This window comes from Streptomyces sp. PCS3-D2 (assembly GCF_000612545.2).
Classification (GTDB): domain Bacteria; phylum Actinomycetota; class Actinomycetes; order Streptomycetales; family Streptomycetaceae; genus Streptomyces.
The window spans coordinates 1,352,231-1,373,634 of the sequence record NZ_CP097800.1 but is presented as its reverse complement, the minus strand read 5'-3'; the positions used below and the strand labels follow the sequence as shown (position 1 = coordinate 1,373,634).

The following is a 21,404-nucleotide window of genomic DNA, read 5'->3' as shown; positions in this document are numbered from 1 at the left end:
TCCGGGCCCGGCCGCCGCCGGGGATCACCGCTCGCGCAGCGGTACCGAGACGTAGCTGGGGTCGCCCTGGGGCGAGGAGAAGGTCAGCTGCGCGCCGGCGGGGTTGTGCTCGATGTAGAGCGGGTCGACGGTGTCGATGACCAGCGCGAGCCGGTGGCCCGCGGGCACGTCGTAGGCGGTGGAGAAGAGTTCCAGGTCCACGCCGAAGGCCCGGCCCGGGGTCTTGCCGTGGAAGGTGTACGGGGCGTTGCTGACCAGCTTGCCGACGCCGAGCGGGCCGACGTCGTAGAGGTACGCGACGAAGGTGCCGTCGCCCTTGGTGGGCGTGACGGTGGTGTGCAGCCGGACCGTGCCGCGGATCCGGCGGGCCTCGTCGTAGCGCCCCGACCGCCAGACGGCGGCGAAGGAGCGGGGGAGGAGCGGGATCGAGGCGATCGGGGGCGCCTTGAAGAACTGGTCGAGGACGCTGGAGAGGAGTACGACGCCGCCGTTGGCCCCGGAGTCGATGTTCGCGAACAGGTGCTCGCTGTCGGAGAGCGCGATCCTCTCGGTGCCGCCGGAGCCGACCGAGGCCCAGTCGGCGTACCCCTCGTAGCCGTTGTCGCTACGGGACTTGATCTGCACCGGGGCCTCGGTGTCGACGCCGTTGCGCTCCCCCTTGAGGTAGCGGTCGAACCAGCGGTGGGCGTTGTTCCAGGTGTCGTTGGGCAGGCCGAGCAGGCCGGTGCCCTCGGCCGTGGCATGGTCTCCGGGGCGGAACTCCAGCCGCTTGGGGCCGGTCAGCCGCTCGTAGAACTGCGCGTACTGGTTGGGCGGGAAGACCGTGTCGCCCCAGGCGTTGCCGAGCATGATCGCGGCACCGTTGGCGTTGATCCGGTCCACCTGCTCGGAGGCCGACCGCTTTCTGCCCCACTCGATCATCTGCTGCTCGCGGTCCAGCCGGGAGCCGAGGAAGTCACCCAGGATCGACTGGAGTTCGGGGCCGGGGCGGCCGGTGAGGTATCCGGCGGCCCCGAGCAGCCCGGCGGCCTGGAGGTGCTGGGTGCGGCCCGAGTAGATGGACTCGATGAGGTCGGCCCAGCCGCTCATGGCGACCACCGCCTTGACCCGCGGATCGTGTGCGGAGGCCAGCAGGGTGATGCCGGCGCCGTAGGAGACCCCGCCCAGGCCGATGCGGTCCGCGTCGGCGGGGGTGTGGGCGAGGGCCCAGTCGATGACGGCGGAGACGTCGGCGACGTCCGGCGGCCCGGCCACCTCGATGCGGCCGCCGGAGAGCCAGAAGCCGCGGGAGGTGTAGGAGACCACGACATAGCCGGAGTCGGCCAGCCTCTTGGCCTGGGCGATGTATTCGATCTGCGGCAGCCCCCAGCTGGTGGGCAGCACGATCAGCGGATACTTCCGGCCGCTCTGGGCTCCTGCCGGGGTGAAGACGTTGCCCTTGAGGGTGATGCCGTCGGAGCCGGGGATGTCGTGAAAGCGTAGGTCTGCGGCGGCGGTCCGCGCGGCGGCGGACACGGTGGCCGCGGCGGGTACGGGTGCCGCCTGGGCCTGGTGGGGGGCCAGGCCCAGGGCGGTCGCCGCCAGGAGTGCCGCCACGGCCGCGGCGGTGGTGGTGCGTTCCATCGGTCGCTCCTCGCGTGCACCGGAGTCCTGAAAGTGACCCGACGGTAACGGGAGCGTCTTACCGAAGGTAACCCGTCGGTAAGTTACGTGGTGGTAACAATTGAACGAAAGTCAGCAGCGTGGTCCGCGGGTCAGCCGTTCTGCGGGGCTGCGGACAGGGCGCTCTTGGCCTTCCACTGGTCCCAGGAGAGGTTCCACTCGCCGTAGCCGTTGCCGATGTCGGCGTTGCCCTTGGAGCCCGCGCCGACCACCTCGAAGGCGTCGCCGATCTGGGACTGGGCGAAGAACTCCGCGGCGTTGGCGTCGCTCATCCCCACGCAGCCGGAACTGCTGTTGGTCCGACCGAAGTTGGCCTCGTTCCACGGGGCGGCGTGCGCGTACATGCCGGACCAGGTGAGCCGCATCGAGTAATCGACCATCTTGTCGTAGGCGTTGTCCAGGCCCACCGTCTGGGAGTCCATCCGGATGGTGCCCTCCTTCGACATGATCACCATCTTCCCGGACCAGGACGCCTTCTTGCCGCCCGGAGTGCCGGCCGAGATCGGGATCGCCTTCTGCGCCTGGCCGTCCTCGGTCACCGTCAGCTTCTTGGTGTCGAGGCTGACCTGCACCCGGCGGTCCTTGCCGATCTTGAACTCGGTGTTGTAGTCCCGGGCGAACAACCCGCCGCCCTTGCCGGAGTCCACACCGTTCAGGTTCATCTCGACCTTCACCTCGGTGCCGGACTTCCAGTAGTCCTTCGGCCGCCAGTCGACACGGTCGTTGCCGGAGTGGTCCTTGATCCAACCCCAGGAGCCCTCGGTGTTGTCCGACGTGGTGACCTTGAGCTGCTTCTCCACCTCGGCCTTGTTCGTCACCGGGTTGTCGAAGACGATCGACACCGGCATCGCCACGCCCACCGTGCTGCCCTTGGGGACGTTGATCGAGACCTTGTTCACCCGGTCGGCGGCGCTGGTCGTGAACTGCGTGACGGCGCTCTGGCTCTCGGTGTTCTGCGCCTCCACCTTGTACTCCGCACCGGGCGGGGCGTTGCGCTCCGAGGTCCAGGTCCTGCCGTCGTCGGCTATCTTGCCGGGCAGCTCCGCGCCCTTGGCGTCGGTCACCTTCACCTGCGCCAGCTTGCCCTCGGCGACGGTCACGGTCACCGGCTGGCCCGCCTTGACCTGATCGCCCGTGAGGTTCACCGAGACCGCCATGGGCGCCTTCGACTTCGGTTCGTCCTTGCCCTTGCCGTCGCTTCCGCCGTCACTCCCGCCCGAGCAGGCGGTCAGCGCGGCGGCCAGGAGTGCGGTGCCCGCAATGGCGGTGCGGCGTGTGCGGCTCAACGAAGGGCCCCTTCGAGTCGTGGTGGTGATGGGCGTTCGCACATGAGGATGGGAACGGGACGACTTTAGGTTGCGCAAACAGCGGAAAAGCTCGGCCTCCGCGTTGTGACGTGGACCGCAGCGAAACGGTCATCGTCCGGTCACATGCGCCGCGCACTCCGGTCACGGGCGGCTGTGAGAGTCCTGTGAACGACCCCGCACGACGAACAGGAAGGCCGTCAGCCGTGTGCGCACTGCTCGTTACCCCCGCCCGGCAGGACCAGGACCAGGATCAGGAGCTCCGGGTGCGCACCCTGTCCCTCCCCGAATACCGGGCCTTCCTCTGCCGGACCCGGGCGGCGAGCTTTCTCCAGCACCCGTCCTGGGCCCGGGTGAAGGACCTCTGGCGCTCGGAAATGGTCGGATGGCACTCGCCCGGGGGCGAGATCGAAGGTGCCGGGCTCGTTCTCTATCGGCAATTTCCCGGCACCCGCAAATACTTCGCCTACCTCCCCGAAGGGCCCGTCGCCGACTGGGCCGACCCGCGCATCGACCGCTGGCTGGACCCGCTCAAGCGACACCTGCGCGCCGCCGGGGCCTTCGCCGTCCGCATGGGCCCCAGCCCCGCCTACCGCCGCTGGGACGCCGCCGCCGCCAAGGCCGGTACCGGAGCGGGCCGCCGGATATCCGACGTCCTCGCCACCGAGGTCGACCCGGTCGGCGCCGCCCTCGCCGACCGGCTGCGCTCCCGCGGCTGGAAGCGCTGCGGCGGCGAGGACGACGGCGACGCCCAGCCCCGCCACGTCTTCCGCGTCCCGCTCGCCGGGCGCTCCCTCGACGACCTGTGGTCAGGCCTCAACCAGGAGTGGCGGCGCAACGTGCGCAAGGCCGACAAGGCAGGAGTGGAGACCGTTCTCGGCACCCCCGCGGACCTGCCCGAGTTCTACCGGCTGCTGCGGATCACCGAGGAGCGCGACGGCTTCCGGCTCGGCCGCTCCCTCGCCTACTACGAGCAGCAGTACCGCGTCCTGAACGAGGAACAGCCCGGCCGGATGCGGCTCTACCTGGCCGTCCACCGCGGCGAGATCCTCGCCGCCCACACCATGATCAGCACCGGCGCCAGGGTCTGGTACCAGACCGGTGCCTCCGCCGACCACCGGCGCGAAGTGCGGCCCAGCAACGCCCTGCAGTGGCGCATGATGCGCGATGCGCACGCCCTCGGTGCCGACGAGTACGACATGCGCGGGGTACCCTCCACCCTCGACCCCGACGAACGTTCCTTCGGGCTGCTGCGCTGGAAGCTCGGCACCGGCGGGCAGGTCGTCGAAACGCTCGGTGAATGGGAGATCCCGATGGACGGAGTCGCCAACGCGACGCTCCACAAGGCGTTCCAGGCCTACCTGGCCCGCCGGTGACGGCCACCGACACCAGACCGGCCGGCCCCGCCGCCGACGGCGCGGCACCGGCGCAGAGCTCGGTGCTGCGCAGCGGCGCGCTCATGGCGGCCGGCTCGATCGTCTCCCGCGCCACCGGCTTCATCCGCTCCGCCGTCGTCGTCGCCGCGCTGGGCACCGGACTCCTCGGCGACGGCTACGCCGTGGCCAACACCGTTCCGAACATCATCTACATCCTGCTCGTCGGCGGAGCGCTCAACGCCGTCTTCGTGCCCGAGCTGGTCCGGGCCGCCAAGGAACACGCCGACGGCGGAGCCGCCTACACCGACCGGCTGCTCACCGCCTGCACCGCGGCCCTCGTCGCCCTCACCGCCGCAGCGGTCCTCGCCGCCCCGCTCATCGTCTCGGCGTACACCGGCTACAGCGGTGCCCAGGCGAGCACCACCGTGGCCCTGGCCCGCTACTGCCTGCCCCAGATCCTCTTCTACGGGCTCTTCACCCTCCTCGGCCAAGTGCTGAACTCCCGCGGCCGGTTCGGCGCCATGATGTGGACCCCGGTCCTCAACAACGTCGTCATCATCGCCGTCTTCGGGCTGTTCCTGTACGTCTCCCACGACGCCGCCGGCGGCCTCACCGCCGCCGAGACCCGGCTCCTGGGCCTCGGCACCACCGCGGGCATCGTCGTCCAGGCCCTCGCCCTCGTCCCGTCGCTGCGCGCGGCCCGCTTCCGCTGGCGCCCCCGCTTCGACTGGCGCGGCAGCGGCCTCGGCCGCCCCCTGCGCAACGCGGGCTGGCTCGTCCTGCTCGTCCTCACCAACCAGATCGCCTACTGGGTCGTCACCCGGCTCTCCACCGCGACCGGACAGCGGGCGGTCGAGGCCGGCCTCGCGGGCGGCGCCGGCTACACCGCCTACAGCAACGCCTACCAGCTGTGGGTCGTCCCGCAGGGCATCATCACCGTGTCCCTCGTCACCGCCCTGATGCCCCGGATGAGTTCCGCCGCCACCGACGGCGACCTCGGCGCCGTCCGCCGCGACGTCTCCTCCGCACTGCGCTCCAGCGCCGCCCTCGTCGTGCCCGCCGCCGCCCTCATGGCCGCCCTCGCCCCCTGGGTGATGGGCAGCGTCTTCGGGTACGGGCGCACCGGTGCCGCCGACATCGAGGTCATGGCCGGCATGCTCGCGGCCTTCGCCCCCGGCCTGGTCGCCTTCTCCGCGCAGTACGTGCTCTCCCGGGGCTTCTACGCCCTCTCCGACACCCGCACCCCCTTCTTCCTCAACCTCGTCATCGTCACCCTCAACGCCGGACTGTCGGCCGCCGCCTACCTCCTGCTCTCCCCGCGCTGGGCGGTCACCGGCATGGCCGCCGCCTCCTCCGCCGCCTTCCTCGCGGGCGCCGCCGTCACCGGATACGCCCTCGCGCGACGGCTCGGCCCGCGCTCCGGCAGCCGCACCGCACGCCCCGCCACCGCCGTACGCACCCACCTGCGGCTGCTCGCCGCCTGTGCGCCCGCCGCCGTCGCGGCCCACGTGGCCGCCCGCGCCGCCGAGCGCTTCGGCGACTTCGCCGCCGTCGGCGCGGGAACCGCGGCCCTCGTCCTGCTCGTCGTCCTCCTTGCCCGGCCGCTGCGCCTGGCCGAGATCACCGACCTGCTGGACTCCCTGCGGCGCAAGACCGGCCGGTAGCGGGAGGAGAAGCCGAAGAACGCCTTGGGATACTGACCGGATGCCACGTGTACTGCTGATCGAGGACGACCCTTCCGTCCGCGAGGGGGTGGGCCTCGGCCTGCGCCGCCGCGGCCACGACGTGCGGGCCGCCGAGACCGGGGAGGACGGACTCGCCCTGATGGCGGCCTTCCGACCCGAGCTCGTGCTGCTGGACCTGATGCTGCCCGGCATCAACGGCGTCCAGGTCTGCCACCGCATCCGCCAGACCAGCGAGGTTCCGATCATCATGCTCACCGCACGTGGCGACGACTTCGACATCGTCATCGGGCTGGAGGCGGGCGCCGACGACTACATCGTCAAACCCGCCCGCACCGAGGTCATCGAAGCCCGCATCAAGGCCGTCCTGCGCCGGCTCAGCGACCCGGTGGGGTCCCGTCCCGGCATCGAGACGCACGGCGAACTCGCCATCGACCGCGCCGGGCTGACCGTCGCGAAGAACGGCGACCGCGTCGCCCTCGCCCCCAGCGAGATCAAGCTCCTGCTGCACCTGTCGGCCTCGCCCGAGCAGGTCTTCTCCCGCCAGCAGCTCCTGGAGTACGTCTGGGACCACAGCTACCACGCCGACGCCCGGCTCGTGGACGCCTGCGTACGCCGCCTGCGCCACAAGATCGAGGACCCCGCCCGCAGCCCCCGCTACATACAGACCGTGCGCGGCTTCGGCTACCGCTTCGGCCCCCTGTAGGCCGCGGTGCGACGCATAGCCCCCCTGGGGCTGCGCACCCGGCTGATAGCGGCCTTCCTCCTGGTCGCCGCGATCAGCGCGGGAACCACCGCGGCCCTGACCTACCAGCAGGCGCGCAACGCCATCCTCAAACAGACCCAGGACACCGCCGTCAGCACCCTGCGCGACCAGGTCGAGCAGCAGCAGCTCCAGTTGCCGCTGGACCAGCAGGAACTGCAGCGCATCGTCATCGAGCTCGGCAAGCGCGGCAAACCCCACCCGTGGATCGTCTTCGGCGAGTACGGCGGCCTACGCGTCTCCACCAACCCCGGCACGCCCACGTCCACCGTGATCACCGACAGCCTGCGCGACCGGGTCCGCAACAACCAGTACGCCGCCTTCCAGCGCGTCGAGGACCAGCGCGGCAACCCCTGGCTCACGATCGGCGTCCCCGCGGTCTTCGAGCACAACGGATTCACCGATTCCACCGGCGTCGTCTTCTACGCCAGCGTCCCGCTCTCCGGCGAGAAGCAGACCGTCGAAGCCATGGTCGAGGCCGCCCAGCAGGGCGCCGTACCGGGCCTGGCCATCGCCGTCGTCCCCGCCCTGCTGGCCGCCCGCAGCGTGCTGCGGCCGGTCCGCGACATGCGCCGCGCCGCACAGAAACTGGGACGCGGCCGCCTCGACACCCGCATCGAGGTCCGCGGCGCGGACGAACTCGCCGGACTCGCCCGCACCTTCAACGAGACCGCCCGAGCCCTGGAACAGTCCGTACGCGAACTCCAGGAGGCCGAGGTCCGGGCCCGCCGCTTCGCCTCCGACGTCTCCCACGAACTACGCACCCCGCTCGCCGGGATGCTCGCCGTGACCGAGGTCCTCGACGAGGACGCCGCGCGCCTGGACGCCGACACCGCCAAGGCCCTGCGCCTGGTCAGCGCCGAGACCGGCAAACTCGCCGTTCTCGTCGAGGACCTCATGGAGATCTCCCGCTTCGACGCCCGGGCCGCCGAGCTCAACCTCGACGACGTGGACATCGCCGAAGCCGTCCGCAAGACGCTCGAACGGCGCCACTGGGACGACCACCGCGTCACCACCGCGCTGCCCCACGGCGTACGCGCCCGCCTCGACCCGCGCCGCTTCGACGTGGTCCTCGCCAACCTCGTCGGCAACGCCCTGCGGCACGGCGGCGCCCCCGTCCACGTCACCGTGCGCACCGCACCCGGCGAGAACGGCGAACGACTCCTCGTCGACGTCGCCGACAGCGGACCCGGCATCGCCCCCGAGGTGCTGCCGCACATCTTCGACCGCTTCTTCAAGGCCGACGCCGCCCGGACCCGTTCCGCCGGCAGCGGCCTCGGACTCGCCATCACCCTGGAGAACGTCCGCCTGCACGGCGGCACCCTCCGGGCGGGCAACCGGCCCGCCGGCGGTGCCCTCTTCACCCTCGACATGCCGCTGGAGGCCCGCGCATGACAGGGCGCACGACGAGAGCCCGCGCCGCGGCGGCCACCGCCGCGCTGGCGGTCAGCGCCCTGCTGCTCGCCGGATGCGGGATCAAGCGCACCGGGGTGATCGAGAGCGGCCACGCCGCCGCCGTCGGCATCCCCGGCGGTAAGAAGGCCGCCGTCCTCTACTTCGTCGCCAAGGAGGGCGACCGGCTCGTCCCGGTCCCCTTCCCGCTCAGCAGCGAGTACATCATCGCGCCCGTACCGCTCGTGCGGCTGCTGCTCCAGGGGCCCACCGGTCCGGCTTCGGCGGCCGGACTCACCACGGCGCTGCCGCAGGTCTCCGACGAGCAGGTGGACGCGGTGGCGGTGAGCAAGTACGCACCGGACAAGGGCTTGACGGTCAGCGTCCCCTTCGCGGTGGGAGGCCTCTCGGAGCTGGCCCGCAACCAGCTGGTGTGCACCCTCGGCGTCTCCGCGGTGCCGGACACCCTCAGCCGGGTCAGCATCAAGGGCACCGACACCGTCCTTCCCGCCGCCGACTGCGACCCCCGGCGCTGACGCCCGGCGGCTCCGGCCCGCGGGGGCGGCGCCCTTGCGGGCGCGACCGCACGCCCGCCACCGTGGCCGCATGGACCACGCCGCGGACATCCCCGACATCTTCGACCCACGCATCTACGCCGCCGCGGTCCCGCACGACCGCTACCGGCTGCTGCGCGACCGCCACCCCGTGGCCCGGCAGGCGGAGCCCGAGATCGAGGGCTGGCCCGCCGGCCCCGGTTTCTGGGCCGTCACCCGGCACGCCGACGTCGTCCGGGTCCTGCGCGACCACCGGACGTACTCCTCCTGGCTGGGCGCCACCCAGATCCGCGACCCCGACCCGGCCGACCTGCCCTTCCTACGCCGCACCATGCTCAACCAGGATCCCCCCGAGCACGGCGGACTGCGCCGCCTGGTGGCCCGCGCCTTCACCCCGGCCCGCGTCGACGCCTTCACGGGGCGCGTGCGCGACCGGGCCCGCACACTGCTGGCCGCGGCCCGGGACGCGGCCGAGGACGGCGCCGCCGACATCGTCCGAACCGTCACCGACGAGTACGCGCTCCTCAACCTCACCGACCTGCTCGGCATCCCGCCCGCCGACCGGGCCCTGCTGCTGGAATGGACCGTACGGGTCATCGGCTACCAGGACCCGGAAGACACCCCCGCCCCGCTCCTCGGCCCCGACGGCAAGCCCCGCAACCCGCGCTCACCGGCGCTGCTCGGCGAGATGTTCGGGTACGCCCGCGCACTCGCCGCCCACAAACGCCGACACCCCGGCGACGACGTGATGACCGCCCTGGCCACCGCCGGACTCGACCCGGCCGAACTGGAGATGTTCTTCTTCCTGCTCACCGTGGCGGGCAACGACACCGTGCGCAGCGCCGCCCCCGGAGGCCTGCTCGCCCTCGCCCACGCCCCGGACGAGTACCGCCGGCTCGCCGAGGGGAACGTGCCCCCGGAACGCGCCGTCGACGAACTCCTGCGCGTCCACCCACCGGTCCTCAGCTTCCGCCGCACCGCCGCCGTCGACCACGAACTGGCCGGACAGCCGGTCCGGACCGGTGACAAGGTCGTCGTCCTGCACGCCTCCGCCAACCACGACGAACGCGTCTTCACCGACCCGGGCCGCCTGGACCTCGGCCGCACGCCCAACCCGCACGTGTCCTTCGGGGACGGCCCGCACGTCTGCCTCGGCGCGCACTTCGCCCGCCTCCAGCTGCGCACCCTCTACCAGGAGTGGTGTACTGCCATGCCCGCACCCGAACTCAGCGACGCGCCGCGGCGGTTGGTATCCAACTTCATCAACGGGATCACACGGCTGCCGCTGCGGGTGTCCGGGCCGGCCCGGTGACGTCCGCGACCAGCTCGGTCACGTCCGGCCCGTAGGCGTCGGAGTTGACCACCTTCAGCACCAGGCAGAAGGAGCCCACCCCGTACCTGCGCGCCAGCCGCGTGTGGTGTCGGCCCAGGTACCGGGCGGCCGCCTGGTTGCTGACCGCGGTCTGGCCCGAGAGCAGGAACACCGGACGGCCGCCCTCCCCGCCCACCAGCCGGGCCAGCACCACGAACTCCTCCAGCCCCTTGCGCCACCGGTAAGTCTCCCCGCCCACCGTGATCGCGCCCCGGTCCTCGTGCTGCTCGGTCTCGGTGTTCACGGTGATCCCCGGCAGCATGGACGCCAGGTGCGCCGTGGTGCGGGCGTTGGACGACGGCCCGCCGACGCAGAACTCGGCCCGGTCGCCGAACCCCTGACGGGCCGTGTCGTGCGTGACGATCTGGACGTTCGCCCCGCAGTCCTTGATCAGGGCGGAGATCTCCAGCAGGGCGAAGGCGTCGTTGCGGTGCAGGGAGGAGTCCTTTCCCCCCATCTGCCGATTGACCACGAACAGGCAGTCGGAGCCGGTCGGCAGCCCGAAGAACGCCTGCTTGCGGCGGAGCGCGCGCCGCCAGAGGAAGGTCCGGGAGAACCAGCCGAACCCACCGCTGACGGCGGCGGCTATCACCCCGAGCACGATGTTGCGCACGTCGTCGTTCATGCGCCGGATGCTAGTACGCCGACCGGCGGGGTTCACCGGGCCGCGGTCCCCGGCACGGCACCTCGCCGCGTCACCGGACCGCGTGGGCCGGCCGCGGCGGGACCACCGCCGGGGCCCGATCCGGTCGGTCCGGCCGTACGGCGCGCCCCCGCCGACGCCCTGACGGGGCGGCGGGCCCGGCGCTAGGCTCGGCCCACGCTGCCACTGGAGGTCCGGATGCACCGTCCCGCCGTAGCCCGCACGTTACCGCTGCTGACCGTCGTCGCCGCGCTCGCCGCGACCACGGCCGCCCCGCCCGCCGCCGCGACCCCGGCCCCACCGGCGAAGGCGCCCGTCGCCGTCGGCTACGGCGGAGCCGTCGCCAGCGTCGACGCCGACGCCTCGGCCGCCGGGATCGCCGTGCTGCGCGCCGGCGGCAACGCCGTCGACGCGGCCGTCGCCACCGCCGCCGCACTGGGGGTCACCGAGCCCTATTCGGCGGGCATCGGGGGCGGAGGATACTTCGTCTACTACGACGCCCGCTCGCACCGGGTGCACACCATCGACGGCCGGGAGACCGCCCCGGCCACCGCCACGGCCGCCCTGTTCCAGGAGAACGGCCTGCCCATCCCCTTCGCCGAGGGCCAGACCAGCGGCCTCGGCGTCGGTGTCCCCGGCACCGCGGCCACCTGGAAGAGCGCACTCGACGCCTGGGGCAGCCGCCCGCTGCGCCACCTGCTCAAGCCCGCCGAGAGACTGGCCCGCGACGGCTTCACGGTGGACGCCACCTTCCGGGCCCAGACCGAGCTCAACGAGGCGCGGTTCCGGGACTTCCCGGACACCGCGAAGCTCTTCCTGCCCGGCGGCTCCCTGCCCGCCGTCGGCTCCACCTTCAAGAACCCCGACCTCGCCGACACCTACGCCGAACTGGCACGCAAGGGCACCGGCGCCCTCTACCGGGGCCGCATCGCCGACGACATCGTCCGCGCCGTCCGCACGCCCCCGGTGGACCCCGCGGCCACCCGTACGGTCCGGGCGGGTGACCTGACCGCCGGGGATCTGCGCGCGTACGGCACCAAGCGGCAGACCCCGACCCGGGTGAACTACCGGGGCCTGGACGTCTACAGCATGGCGCCCTCGTCCTCCGGCGGCACCACGGTCGGCGAGGCGCTGAACATCCTGGAACGGACCGACCTCGCGAAGCTCTCCGACGCCCAGTACCTGCACCACCTCATCGAGGCCTCCCGGATCTCCTTCGCCGACCGCGGACGCTGGGTCGGCGACCCGGCCGCCGAGGACGTACCGACACGCGAACTGCTCTCGCAGCGGTTCGCCGACTCCCGAGCCTGCCTGATCAGGCCCGACCGGGCCCTGACCAGCCCGCTGGCCCCCGGCGACCCGCGCAGCCCGCAGCCCTGTGCCACCACCGGGCAGGCCGCCCCCACCACGTACGAGGGCGAGAACACCACGCACCTGACGGTCGCCGACCGGTGGGGCAACGTCGTCTCCTACACCCTGACCATCGAGTCCACCGGGGGCAGCGCGATCACGGTCCCCGGCCGCGGGTTCCTGCTCAACAACGAGCTCACCGACTTCTCCTTCGCCCCGGCGGCCCCCGGAGTCCCGGACCCGAACCTGCCCGGCCCCGGCAAGCGGCCGCGCTCGTCGATGTCCCCGACGATCGTGCTGGACCACGGCCGGCCGGTGCTGGCGGTCGGGTCGCCCGGCGGTGCCACGATCATCACCACCGTCCTGCAGACCCTGACCGGCCACCTGGACCGGGGCCTGCCGCTCGTCGACGCCATCGCCACGCCACGGGCCAGCCAGCGCAACCAGACCACCACCGAGCTGGAGCCGGGCCTGTGGAACAGTCCGCTGCGCGCCGAACTGGAAGCCCTGGGCCAGGGCTTCCGACAGAACCCGGAGATCGGCGCCGCCACCGGCGTCCAGCGGCTGCCCGACGGCCGCTGGCTGGCGGCGGCCGAGACCTCCCGACGCGGCGGTGGCTCGGCCATGGTCGTACACCCGCACGGCACATGGTGAAGGACGCCCCAGGAGGACGGAGCACGGACGGACCGCGGTGAGGACCCCGGCCCGCGTCCGGTGATCGCGATCGCGGGCTCCGCACGGGCGGCGCGGGTGCCGTCGGCGGAGCGCGGGGTCCGGTCGTCGCCGACGCCGTCGCACCGGGCGGCGTCCGTGCCACCGCGATCGTGCCGTTCGGGCGGGAGCCGGGGCCGAACGGCCCAAACTGCGGTGGAACGTGCCGCGGGCGGGGCAGACGTCAGGACGTGTCAGCAACGAACGCAGCCAAGCGACTCGGATGCGCAGCCGTCGGCGCCCTCCTCGCGGGAGGCCTGCTGCTGGCGGCGTGCGCCCTGCCGGACGGCCGTCCGGGAACCGTGCACGACGCGGACGGGCGCGGCCGCACGGGACCCGCTGAGCCGGGCGGCCCGCACGGCCGCTGAGCGGTGAGCTGACGTTCCCGCCCCCGACAGGTGGCGCGAGGTGCCCATCCGCCGCCGGGGCGCGCCGCGCCCGGGACGTGGGCGCGCCGTGTCGCCCCCACCCCGCCCTTCCCCCACCCGGCCCCGGCCGATGCGGCGGCGGTGGGCCGGGTCGCCGGCCGTCCGCGCTAGGGTCCGGGTATGGGTCTCCAGCAGCTCGGCAGCGCGCGGTACGTCAGCCTCACCACGTTCCGCAAGGACGGCACGCCCGTGGCCACGCCCGTGTGGGCGGTCGCCGACGGGGGTGAGCTGTACGTGTGGACGCGCAGCGATTCGTGGAAGGTCAAGCGCATCCGCAACGACGGGCGGGTCACCGTCGCCGCGTGCGACGTGCGCGGGCGCCTGGAGGAGGGGACTCCCGTGTACGAGGGGCAGGCCCGGCTGCTCGACGACGACGGCCTGCGCCGGGTGCGCAAGCTGATGTCGCGCAAGTACACCTGGCAGTTCTGGGCGGTGGACGTGCCCGCCGCTCTGGTGCGGCGGGGCAAGCGCCCGCACACCGCGATCGCCGTCAAGCTTTGAGACTCCCGTAGCCCGCCCGTAACACGGGTGGGGTCCAATGCGGTCATGGAGACCGCGACTTCACTTGCGATCAGTCAACTCTCCGGATATTTGCGGGGGTTGACGCAGAGGCTGGATGCCGGAGCGGGCTGGTACGGGGAGTTCCTGCGTCGGGATCCGGAGGGCATGCGGGCCTGCCTGGACGGGGTGGCGATACCTCCGTGGGACGTGGTGGAGTCGCTGCTGCGGGACCTGGCGGGGGTGGGCGGCAAGGAGCTCGCGGCGCGGGAGACGGTATACGCCGCGCGGCTGCGGGCGGCAGCGGTCACCGTGTGGGACCGACTGCCGGGGGGCGGCGAAGAACTGCGGACCCTGCTCGCGGCGGCCGCGGCCCAGCGGGCCGAATCGGAGGCCGCCCTGCGGACCCTGACCGCACGGCTCGGCGGGACCGCAGACCGGGCCGAGACCGAAGCCCTGACCCGCGAACTGTCCTGGACCCAGGACGACGTGGCCCGCGCCGCGGCCCGCCACGAGGACCTGGCGGCCCGCCTGGCCGCCCTGGAGGCCGCCCCGCCGCAGGTCGTCCCCCAGCAGCGGCCCGCACGTCCGCCCCGGCCCGCTACCGGAACGGACCCGCGACCGGTGCCTGCGCCCCGTGCGGGCGTACCCGCCGGGCCCGTCGGGGACACCGCCCCGGCGGGCACCCGGCAGGCGTCCCCGGCCGAAGCGGGTGCGGGGCCGGAGGATCCGGGCCCGCAGGCCGCGGAACCGGGGGCTGCCGCGTCCGCCCGGACCGCTGCACGGGCGGGAGCCCGGCCGCAGGACGGGGCCGGCGGGGCCGACGAGGGCGCGACGGCGGTGCTGCCGCCCGTCGGGCGGGCCGAGGGACGGTGGCTGCGCGGGGCGCGGCGGGTCGGGGGTGCCCGGTACGCCGGGACGGCGGCTTCCGAGCCCCTGGCGTTCACCCCGCCTCCCGGCCACCCGGACGCCCACGCCCCGGGTGGGCCGGGCAGCCCGGAAGCCCGTCCCGCCCCGCGCGGTGCCCGGTTCGGCCCGCCGAAGGCCGCACCCGAGCCGCGGCCCGAGCCGCAGCCCGAGCCCGCGGCCGTACCGGAGGCCGCGCCCGAGCCCGCGCCACCGCCCGGCAGGCCGCGGGCCGTCGCCGCCGAACTGCTCGCCCTGCGCGCGCAGGGGCGTACTGGTGAGGCGCACGCCCTGCTCTGCCAGGCCGCGGCCTGGCCCGCCGGACAGTTGCCCGCCCTGGCCGCCGAACTCGCCCGCGCGGGGCTCACCGCCGACTGGGCCACCCTGCTCTGGGAAGCGGCTTCGCTACCGCCCGAACGGCTCGCGGCCGCCGCAGCGGCCCTCGGCGACGCCGGCCGGGAGGCCGACCGTGACACCCTGTTGCGCCAGGGCGTCGCCCGCCCCTCCGCCGAGGTCGCGGACGCGGCCCTCGCGCTCGGCGCGGCCGGCCGGAACCGGGAGGCCGACGCCCTGCTCGGAGCCTTCGTGCGGGTCCGCACCGCGGAGGAGGCCGCCGCCCTGGCCCGGTACGACCCGCGGTGGCTCGCCCCCCGTCTGCTCCAGGCGGCCGGTTTACTCTCCGGCGCCCGCCACCGCGACCTCCTGCACGCCCTGCGGGTGGCCGGCATCGTCGCCACCTAGTACTCCAGCAGGATCCTACGGTCTGACCTGCGGGTTTCGCGGGGCGGCTGGAGTGCAGCGGCTCGCGGAGTGGTCAGGGGCAGGAGCGTAAGCGGCCACCCCAAGGGGCCGCAACGCCCGTCGATGACCGCGCTTGCGGCGGTGGGCTCCACGGTCTCCCTTGCGGTACGGGTGAGCGTGGAGAGGCGGGCACCACGACGGAGGCCGATACGGAGGCCGATACGGAGGCGGGGACGGGGCCGTGTTGCGGACACCCCCCGCTTCATGTCGTCAAAGCCCCGCCTGCTGACCGCTATCGACCACCGCGCGACGTAACGTGATCGACTACTCCAACCGTGCACGGCGGTCTTGCCCCACGCTGTGGCGAGGCCTACGTTCTACTCCCTACGCACTCCGTCTACGTGCGTAGAACCGGCGTTCCCGTCGCAAGGAGCAGCTCATGGCCCAAGTCGTCCGCGCCGCGCTGGTCCAGGCCACCTGGACCGGAGACACCGAATCGATGATCGCCAAGCACGAGGAGTACGCCCGTCGGGCCGCCGCCGAAGGCGCGAAGATCATCGGCTTCCAGGAAGTGTTCAACGCCCCCTACTTCTGCCAGGTGCAGGAGCCCGAGCACTACCGCTGGGCCGAGGCCGTCCCCGACGGCCCGACCGTCCGCCGCATGCAGGACCTCGCCCGCGAGACCGGGATGGTCATCGTCGTCCCCGTCTTCGAGCTGGAGAGCGAGGGCTTCTACTACAACACCGCCGCCGTCATCGACGCCGACGGCAGCTACCTCGGCAAGTACCGCAAGCACCACATCCCGCAGGTCAAGGGCTTCTGGGAGAAGTACTACTTCCGCCCGGGCAACCTGGGCTGGCCCGTCTTCGACACCGCCGTCGGCCGGATCGGCGTCTACATCTGCTACGACCGCCACTTCCCCGAGGGCTGGCGCCAACTGGGCCTGGCCGGAGCCCAACTGGTCTACAACCCGTCCGCCACCCACCGTGGCCTCTCCGCCTACCTGTGGCAGCTGGAGCAGCCCGCCGCGGCCGTCGCCAACGAGTACTTCATCGCGGCCATCAACCGGGTCGGCCAGGAGGAGTACGGCGACAACGACTTCTACGGCACCAGCTACTTCGTTGACCCGCGCGGCCGGTTCGTCGGCGACGTCGCCAGCGACAAGGAGGAGGAACTCCTCGTCCGCGACCTCGACTTCGACCAGATCAAGGAGGTCCGCGACCAGTGGGCCTTCTACCGCGACCGTCGCCCCGACGCCTACGGAGGGCTCGTACAGCCGTGACCGACCCCACCCCGCTCCACCACCGCCATCGCACCGTCCTGCCCGACTGGCTCGCGCTCTACTACGAGAACCCCATCGAGCTCACCCACGGCGAGGGGCGCCATGTCTGGGACGCCGACGGCAAGCGCTACCTCGACTTCTTCGGCGGCATCCTCACCACGATGACCGCCCACGCCCTGCCCGAGGTCACCAAGGCCGTCGCCGAGCAGGCCGGGCGGATCATCCACTCCTCCACCCTGTACCTCAACCGGCCGATGATCGAGCTGGCCGAGCGGGTCGCCGCCCTGTCCGGCATCCCCGACGCCCGCGTCTTCTTCACCACCTCCGGCACCGAGGCCAACGACACCGCCCTGCTCCTGGCGACGACGTACCGGCGCTCCAACCAGATCCTGGCGATGCGCAACAGCTACCACGGCAGGTCCTTCTCCACGGTCTCCGTGACCGGCAACCGCAGCTGGTCGCCGACCAGCCTCTCACCGCTGCAGACGTACTACGTCCACGGCGCCGTCCGCACCCGCGGCCCCTTCGCCCACCTCGACGACACCGCCTTCACCGCCGCGGCCGTCGCCGACCTCCAGGACGTACTGGGCCAGGCCCGCGGGGGAGTGGCCGCGCTCATCGCCGAACCGGTTCAGGGCGTCGGGGGCTTCACGTCCCCGCCCGACGGCCTGTACGGAGCCTTCCGCGAGGTCCTCGACCGCCACGGCATCCTCTGGATCAGCGACGAGGTGCAGACCGGATGGGGCCGCACCGGCGACCACTTCTGGGGCTGGCAGGCCCACGCCCAGAACGGCCCGCCGGACATCCTCACCTTCGCCAAGGGCATCGGCAACGGCATGTCCATCGGCGGTGTCGTCGCCCGCGCCGAGGTGATGAACTGCCTGGACTCCAACTCCATCTCCACCTTCGGCGGCTCGCCCGTCACCATGGCGGCCGGCATCGCCAATCTCGGCTACCTGCTGGAACACGACCTCCAGGGTAACGCCCGCCGCGTCGGCGGCCTGCTGCTGGAACGGCTGCGCGGCATTGCCGCCAACGTTCCCGCCGTACGGGAGGTCCGCGGCCGGGGCCTGATGGCGGGCATCGAGCTGACCAGGCCCGGCACGGACGAGGCCGACCCGGCCGCCGCCTCCGCCGTGCTGGAGGCCGCCCGCGAAGGCGGCCTGCTGCTCGGTAAGGGCGGTGGCTACAACACCAGCGTGCTGCGCGTCGCGCCGCCGCTCTCCCTCACCGTTGCCGAGGCGGAGGAGGGCGCCGAGATCCTCGAACGGGCACTCCGTCAAGCGAACCGGGTCGACTAGGGGGAACCACGCATGAGCAACCGCACTCTCATCAGCGGTGGCCTGGTCGTCACCGCCGCGGACGAACTCCACGCGGACGTCCTGATCGAGGACGGCCGCGTGGCGGCGCTCGCCGCGCACGGCTCCGCGGCCGCCGGGGCCTGGACGGCCGGACGCACGATCGACGCGACCGGCAAGTACGTCATCCCGGGAGGGGTCGACGCGCACACCCACATGGAGCTGCCCTTCGGCGGGACCTCCGCATCGGACACCTTCGAGACCGGGACGCGGGCCGCGGCCTGGGGCGGTACGACGACGATCATCGACTTCGCGGTCCAGTCGCAGGGGCAGTCCCTGCGGGCCGGCCTGGACGCCTGGTACGCCAAGGCCGACGGGAACTGCGCGATCGACTACGCCTTCCACATGATCGTGTCGGACGTCAACGAGCACACGCTCAAGGAAATGGACGGACTCGTCGAGGAAGGCGTGAGTTCGTTCAAACTGTTCATGGCGTATCCGGGGGTCTTCTACTCGGACGACGGCCAGATCCTGCGCGCGATGCAGCGGGCGTCCTCCAACGGCGGCCTGATCATGATGCACGCGGAGAACGGCATCGCCATCGATGTCCTCATCGAGCAGGCCCTGGCGCGCGGCGAGACCGATCCGCGCCACCACGGCGAGGTCCGCAAGGTGCTCCTGGAGGCCGAGGCCACCCACCGCGCCATCCAGCTCGCGCGGGTGGCCGGCGCCCCGCTGTACGTCGTGCACGTCTCGGCGCAGGAAGCGGTGGCGGAGCTGGCCGCCGCCCGGGACAAGGGGCTCCCGGTCTTCGGGGAGACGTGCCCGCAGTACCTGTTCCTGTCCACCGACAACCTGGCCGAGCCGGACTTCCAGGGCGCCAAGTACGTCTGCTCCACCCCGCTGCGGCCCCGGGAACACCAGGCCGCCCTGTGGCAGGGTCTGCGGACCAACGACCTCCAGGTCGTCTCCACCGACCACTGCCCCTTCTGCTTCCGCGGCCAGAAGGAACTGGGGCGGGGCGACTTCTCGAAGATCCCCAACGGGCTCCCGGGCGTGGAGAACCGCATGGACCTCCTGCACCAGGCGGTGGTGGACGGCCACATCAGCCGCCGCAGGTGGATCGAGATCGCCTGCGCCACACCCGCCCGGATGTTCGGGCTCTACCCGCAGAAGGGCACCATCGCGCCGGGCTCCGACGCCGACATCGTGCTCTACGATCCGCACGCCGAGCAGGTCATCTCCGCCGAGACGCACCACATGAACGTGGACTACTCGGCGTACGAGGGCAGGCGGATCACCGGCCGTGTCGACACCGTCCTCTCGCGCGGTGAACTCGTCGTCGATCGGCGCGAGTACATCGGCCGGGCCGGCCACGGTGCCTTCGTCCACCGCTCCACCTGCCAGTACCTGTAAGGGGGCGCCGGGGCCCGCACGCCCCGGGGCCCGTACTCCCCAGCAAGGAGCACCGCATGGACTTCGGCCTCGTCCTGCAGACCGACCCGCCCGCCTCCCAGGTCATCAGCCTCATGAAGCGCGCCGAGCGCAACGGCTTCCGCTACGGCTGGACCTTCGACTCCGCCGTCCTCTGGCAGGAGCCCTTCGTCATCTACAGCCAGATCCTCGCCAACACCGCCAAGCTCCACATCGGCCCGATGGTGACCAACCCGGGCACCCGCACCTGGGAGGTCACCGCCTCGACCTTCGCGACCCTCAACGACATGTACGGCAACCGCACCGTCTGCGGGATCGGCCGTGGCGACTCCGCGATGCGGGTCGCGGGCCGCGCTCCCAACACCCTGGCCCGCCTCGGCGAGGCCATGGACGTCATCCGTGACCTCGCCGAGGGCCGCGAGGCGTCCGTCGACGGCAGCCCGGTCCGCATCCCGTGGATCAAGGACGGCAGACTCCCCGTCTGGATGGCCGCGTACGGCCCCAAGGCACTCGCGCTGGCCGGGCAGAAGGCGGACGGGTTCATCCTCCAGCTCGCCGACCCCTACCTCACCGAGTGGATGATCAAGGCGGTGCGGCAGGCCGCGGTCGAGGCGGGCCGGGAACCGTCCGCGATCACGATCTGTGTGGCGGCGCCTGCGTACGTCGGTGACGACCTGGCCCACGCCCGCGATCAGTGCCGCTGGTTCGGCGGGATGGTCGGCAACCACGTCGCCGACCTCGTCTCCCGCTACGGCGAGCACTCCGGCATGGTCCCCGACGAGCTCACCGACTACGTCAAAGCCCGCCAGGGCTACGACTACAGCCACCACGGCCGCGCCGGGAACCCGTCCACGGACTTCGTCCCCGACGAGATCGTCGACCGGTTCTGCCTGCTGGGCCCGGCCGAGGCGCACATCGAGAAGCTGCGGGCGCTGCGCGACCTGGGCGTCGACCAGTTCGCGGTCTACGACATGCACGACGCGAAGGAGTCCACGATCGACGCGTATGGCGCGCAGATCATCCCCGCCCTGAACGCTTGACCCCGCCCCCGCCGGCCCGGCCGCCGAGGCCCGGGCCGGCCGGCGGGTTCACCCGGAGGCCACCCGGTGTCCGACTCCTGTCCGACGGCGGCGGTGCGGTTCGTCGGCCGGGCGTGCTTTGCTGGAGGCATGATCGATGAGTTCCTGGCCCATGGCCTGCCCGATGTGGAAGAAGCCGTCCGCAAGGCGGCGGCGATCGAGATCATGCCGAGATTCAGGCAGCTCGCCGAGCACGAGGTCGACCAGAAGAGCGGCCCGCACGACCTGGTGACCGTCGCCGACCGCAAGGCCGAGGAACACCTCACGGCCTCCCTCACCCGACTGCTGCCCGGCTCGGTCGTGGTCGGCGAAGAAGCCGTCCACGCCGACCCCGCCGTGTACGAGGCGCTGCGCGCGGACGCCCCGGTGTGGATCGTCGACCCGGTCGACGGAACCCGCCAGTTCGTGAACGGCGACCCGGCCTTCTGCACCCTGGTCGCCCTGGCGCTGCGCGGCGAGATGCTCGCTTCCTGGACCTTCGCCCCGGCGCTGGAGGAGCTCGCGACCGCCGTGCACGGGCAGGGCGCGTACGTCAACGGCCATCGGATACGCAGCGGTTCGCCCGAGCCCGGTGCCGACCTGCGGGTCGCCACCGCCCACCCCCTCTACACCAGCGACGAGAACAAGCGCACCCTGGCCCGGCTGGACGTGCCCGGGATCGCGGCCAGGCCCTGCGGTTCGGCAGGCCTGGAGTACCTGAAGGTGGCGCGCGGGGAGATGGACGCCCTCGCCTTCACGTGGCCCTCGGCCTGGGACCACGCGGCCGGGCTGCTGTTGGTCGCCGAGTCCGGCGGAGCACAGAGCACCGTCGAGGGGGTCCCCTTCCGGGTGGACCGCGACAATGCCCTGCCGTTCGCTGTCGGACGGGACGAGGCGACCGCCGTGCGCGTCCGCGATCTGCTCCGGGGCGCGTAGGGGGTCCGGGACCG

Annotated in this window: 18 protein-coding genes; 15 read left to right on the top strand and 3 right to left on the bottom strand. The window is 72.6% G+C overall.

Features of this window, described 5'->3' with window-relative positions; genetic code table 11:
* Positions 1-24: 24 nt before the first annotated feature.
* Both AW27_RS05705 and AW27_RS05700 read right to left on the bottom strand, forming a co-directional pair.
* Positions 25-1,623 (bottom strand): CocE/NonD family hydrolase, encoded by a 1,599-nt coding sequence (locus tag AW27_RS05705; RefSeq protein ID WP_037915736.1) that lies wholly within the window; start codon positions 1,621-1,623, stop codon positions 25-27.
* A 131-nt stretch (positions 1,624-1,754) separates the two neighbouring features.
* Positions 1,755-2,948 carry a L,D-transpeptidase gene (locus AW27_RS05700; protein WP_037915742.1) on the bottom strand — a complete coding sequence of 398 codons (1,194 nt, stop codon included), beginning with the start codon at positions 2,946-2,948 and terminating at the stop codon, positions 1,755-1,757.
* Positions 2,949-3,172: 224 nt separating this feature from the next.
* Here AW27_RS05700 and AW27_RS05695 point away from each other — a divergent pair, with 224 nt between their 5' ends.
* From AW27_RS05695 to AW27_RS05670, 6 genes are all read left to right on the top strand, one after another.
* Positions 3,173-4,342, top strand: a complete 1,170-nt coding sequence (locus AW27_RS05695) for a lipid II:glycine glycyltransferase FemX (protein ID WP_037915746.1) — start codon at positions 3,173-3,175, stop codon at positions 4,340-4,342.
* Positions 4,339-6,006 (top strand): murein biosynthesis integral membrane protein MurJ, encoded by a 1,668-nt coding sequence (murJ, locus tag AW27_RS05690; protein ID WP_037915749.1) that lies wholly within the window; start codon positions 4,339-4,341, stop codon positions 6,004-6,006. The genes AW27_RS05695 and murJ overlap by 4 nt, the downstream gene beginning before the upstream one ends.
* Before the next feature lie 40 nt (positions 6,007-6,046).
* On the top strand, positions 6,047-6,730 hold the full coding sequence (locus AW27_RS05685; protein ID WP_037915752.1) for a response regulator transcription factor: 684 nt from the start codon (positions 6,047-6,049) through the stop codon (positions 6,728-6,730).
* A gap of 6 nt (positions 6,731-6,736) precedes the next feature.
* Positions 6,737-8,182, top strand: coding sequence for a sensor histidine kinase (locus AW27_RS05680; protein ID WP_037915755.1), 1,446 nt, complete (start codon positions 6,737-6,739; stop codon positions 8,180-8,182).
* Positions 8,179-8,715: a GerMN domain-containing protein gene (locus AW27_RS05675; protein ID WP_037915757.1), complete on the top strand. Its 537-nt coding sequence runs from the start codon at positions 8,179-8,181 to the stop codon at positions 8,713-8,715. Before AW27_RS05680 ends, AW27_RS05675 begins: the two co-directional genes overlap by 4 nt.
* A gap of 70 nt (positions 8,716-8,785) precedes the next feature.
* A complete protein-coding gene (locus AW27_RS05670) occupies positions 8,786-10,045 on the top strand; it encodes a cytochrome P450 (protein ID WP_037915760.1) in 1,260 nt (419 codons plus the stop codon).
* Here AW27_RS05670 and AW27_RS05665 read toward each other — a convergent pair.
* A complete protein-coding gene (locus AW27_RS05665) occupies positions 10,005-10,730 on the bottom strand; it encodes a hypothetical protein (protein ID WP_037915762.1) in 726 nt (241 codons plus the stop codon). The two genes, AW27_RS05670 and AW27_RS05665, sit on opposite strands and share 41 nt — an antisense overlap.
* A gap of 216 nt (positions 10,731-10,946) precedes the next feature.
* On the opposite strand from AW27_RS05665, the gene ggt reads away from it, so the two are divergent.
* The 9 genes from ggt to AW27_RS05620 all read left to right on the top strand — a co-directional run bounded on the left by ggt (position 10,947) and on the right by AW27_RS05620 (position 21,390).
* On the top strand, positions 10,947-12,752 hold the full coding sequence (gene ggt, locus AW27_RS05660) for a gamma-glutamyltransferase (RefSeq protein ID WP_078555781.1): 1,806 nt from the start codon (positions 10,947-10,949) through the stop codon (positions 12,750-12,752).
* A gap of 248 nt (positions 12,753-13,000) precedes the next feature.
* Positions 13,001-13,177 (top strand): hypothetical protein, encoded by a 177-nt coding sequence (locus AW27_RS05655; protein ID WP_157840144.1) that lies wholly within the window; start codon positions 13,001-13,003, stop codon positions 13,175-13,177.
* 180 nt (positions 13,178-13,357) lie between these two features.
* Positions 13,358-13,738, top strand: a complete 381-nt coding sequence (locus tag AW27_RS05650) for a PPOX class F420-dependent oxidoreductase (RefSeq protein WP_037915767.1) — start codon at positions 13,358-13,360, stop codon at positions 13,736-13,738.
* Positions 13,739-13,837: 99 nt separating this feature from the next.
* The gene (locus tag AW27_RS05645; protein ID WP_106967498.1) at positions 13,838-15,382 is read left to right on the top strand and encodes a hypothetical protein; all 1,545 of its coding nucleotides are present in this window, start codon (positions 13,838-13,840) and stop codon (positions 15,380-15,382) included.
* A 439-nt stretch (positions 15,383-15,821) separates the two neighbouring features.
* The gene (locus tag AW27_RS05640) at positions 15,822-16,664 is read left to right on the top strand and encodes a nitrilase-related carbon-nitrogen hydrolase (protein ID WP_037915772.1); all 843 of its coding nucleotides are present in this window, start codon (positions 15,822-15,824) and stop codon (positions 16,662-16,664) included.
* Positions 16,661-17,965 (top strand): aspartate aminotransferase family protein, encoded by a 1,305-nt coding sequence (locus tag AW27_RS05635; protein ID WP_037915774.1) that lies wholly within the window; start codon positions 16,661-16,663, stop codon positions 17,963-17,965. Before AW27_RS05640 ends, AW27_RS05635 begins: the two co-directional genes overlap by 4 nt.
* 12 nt (positions 17,966-17,977) lie before the next feature.
* Positions 17,978-19,378 (top strand): dihydropyrimidinase, encoded by a 1,401-nt coding sequence (gene hydA, locus AW27_RS05630; protein ID WP_037915776.1) that lies wholly within the window; start codon positions 17,978-17,980, stop codon positions 19,376-19,378.
* Positions 19,379-19,434: 56 nt separating this feature from the next.
* Positions 19,435-20,436, top strand: coding sequence for a TIGR03842 family LLM class F420-dependent oxidoreductase (locus tag AW27_RS05625; protein WP_037915778.1), 1,002 nt, complete (start codon positions 19,435-19,437; stop codon positions 20,434-20,436).
* Between the two features lie 129 nt (positions 20,437-20,565).
* Positions 20,566-21,390, top strand: coding sequence for an inositol monophosphatase family protein (locus AW27_RS05620; protein WP_037915780.1), 825 nt, complete (start codon positions 20,566-20,568; stop codon positions 21,388-21,390).
* The last annotated feature ends 14 nt before the right edge of the window (positions 21,391-21,404 follow it).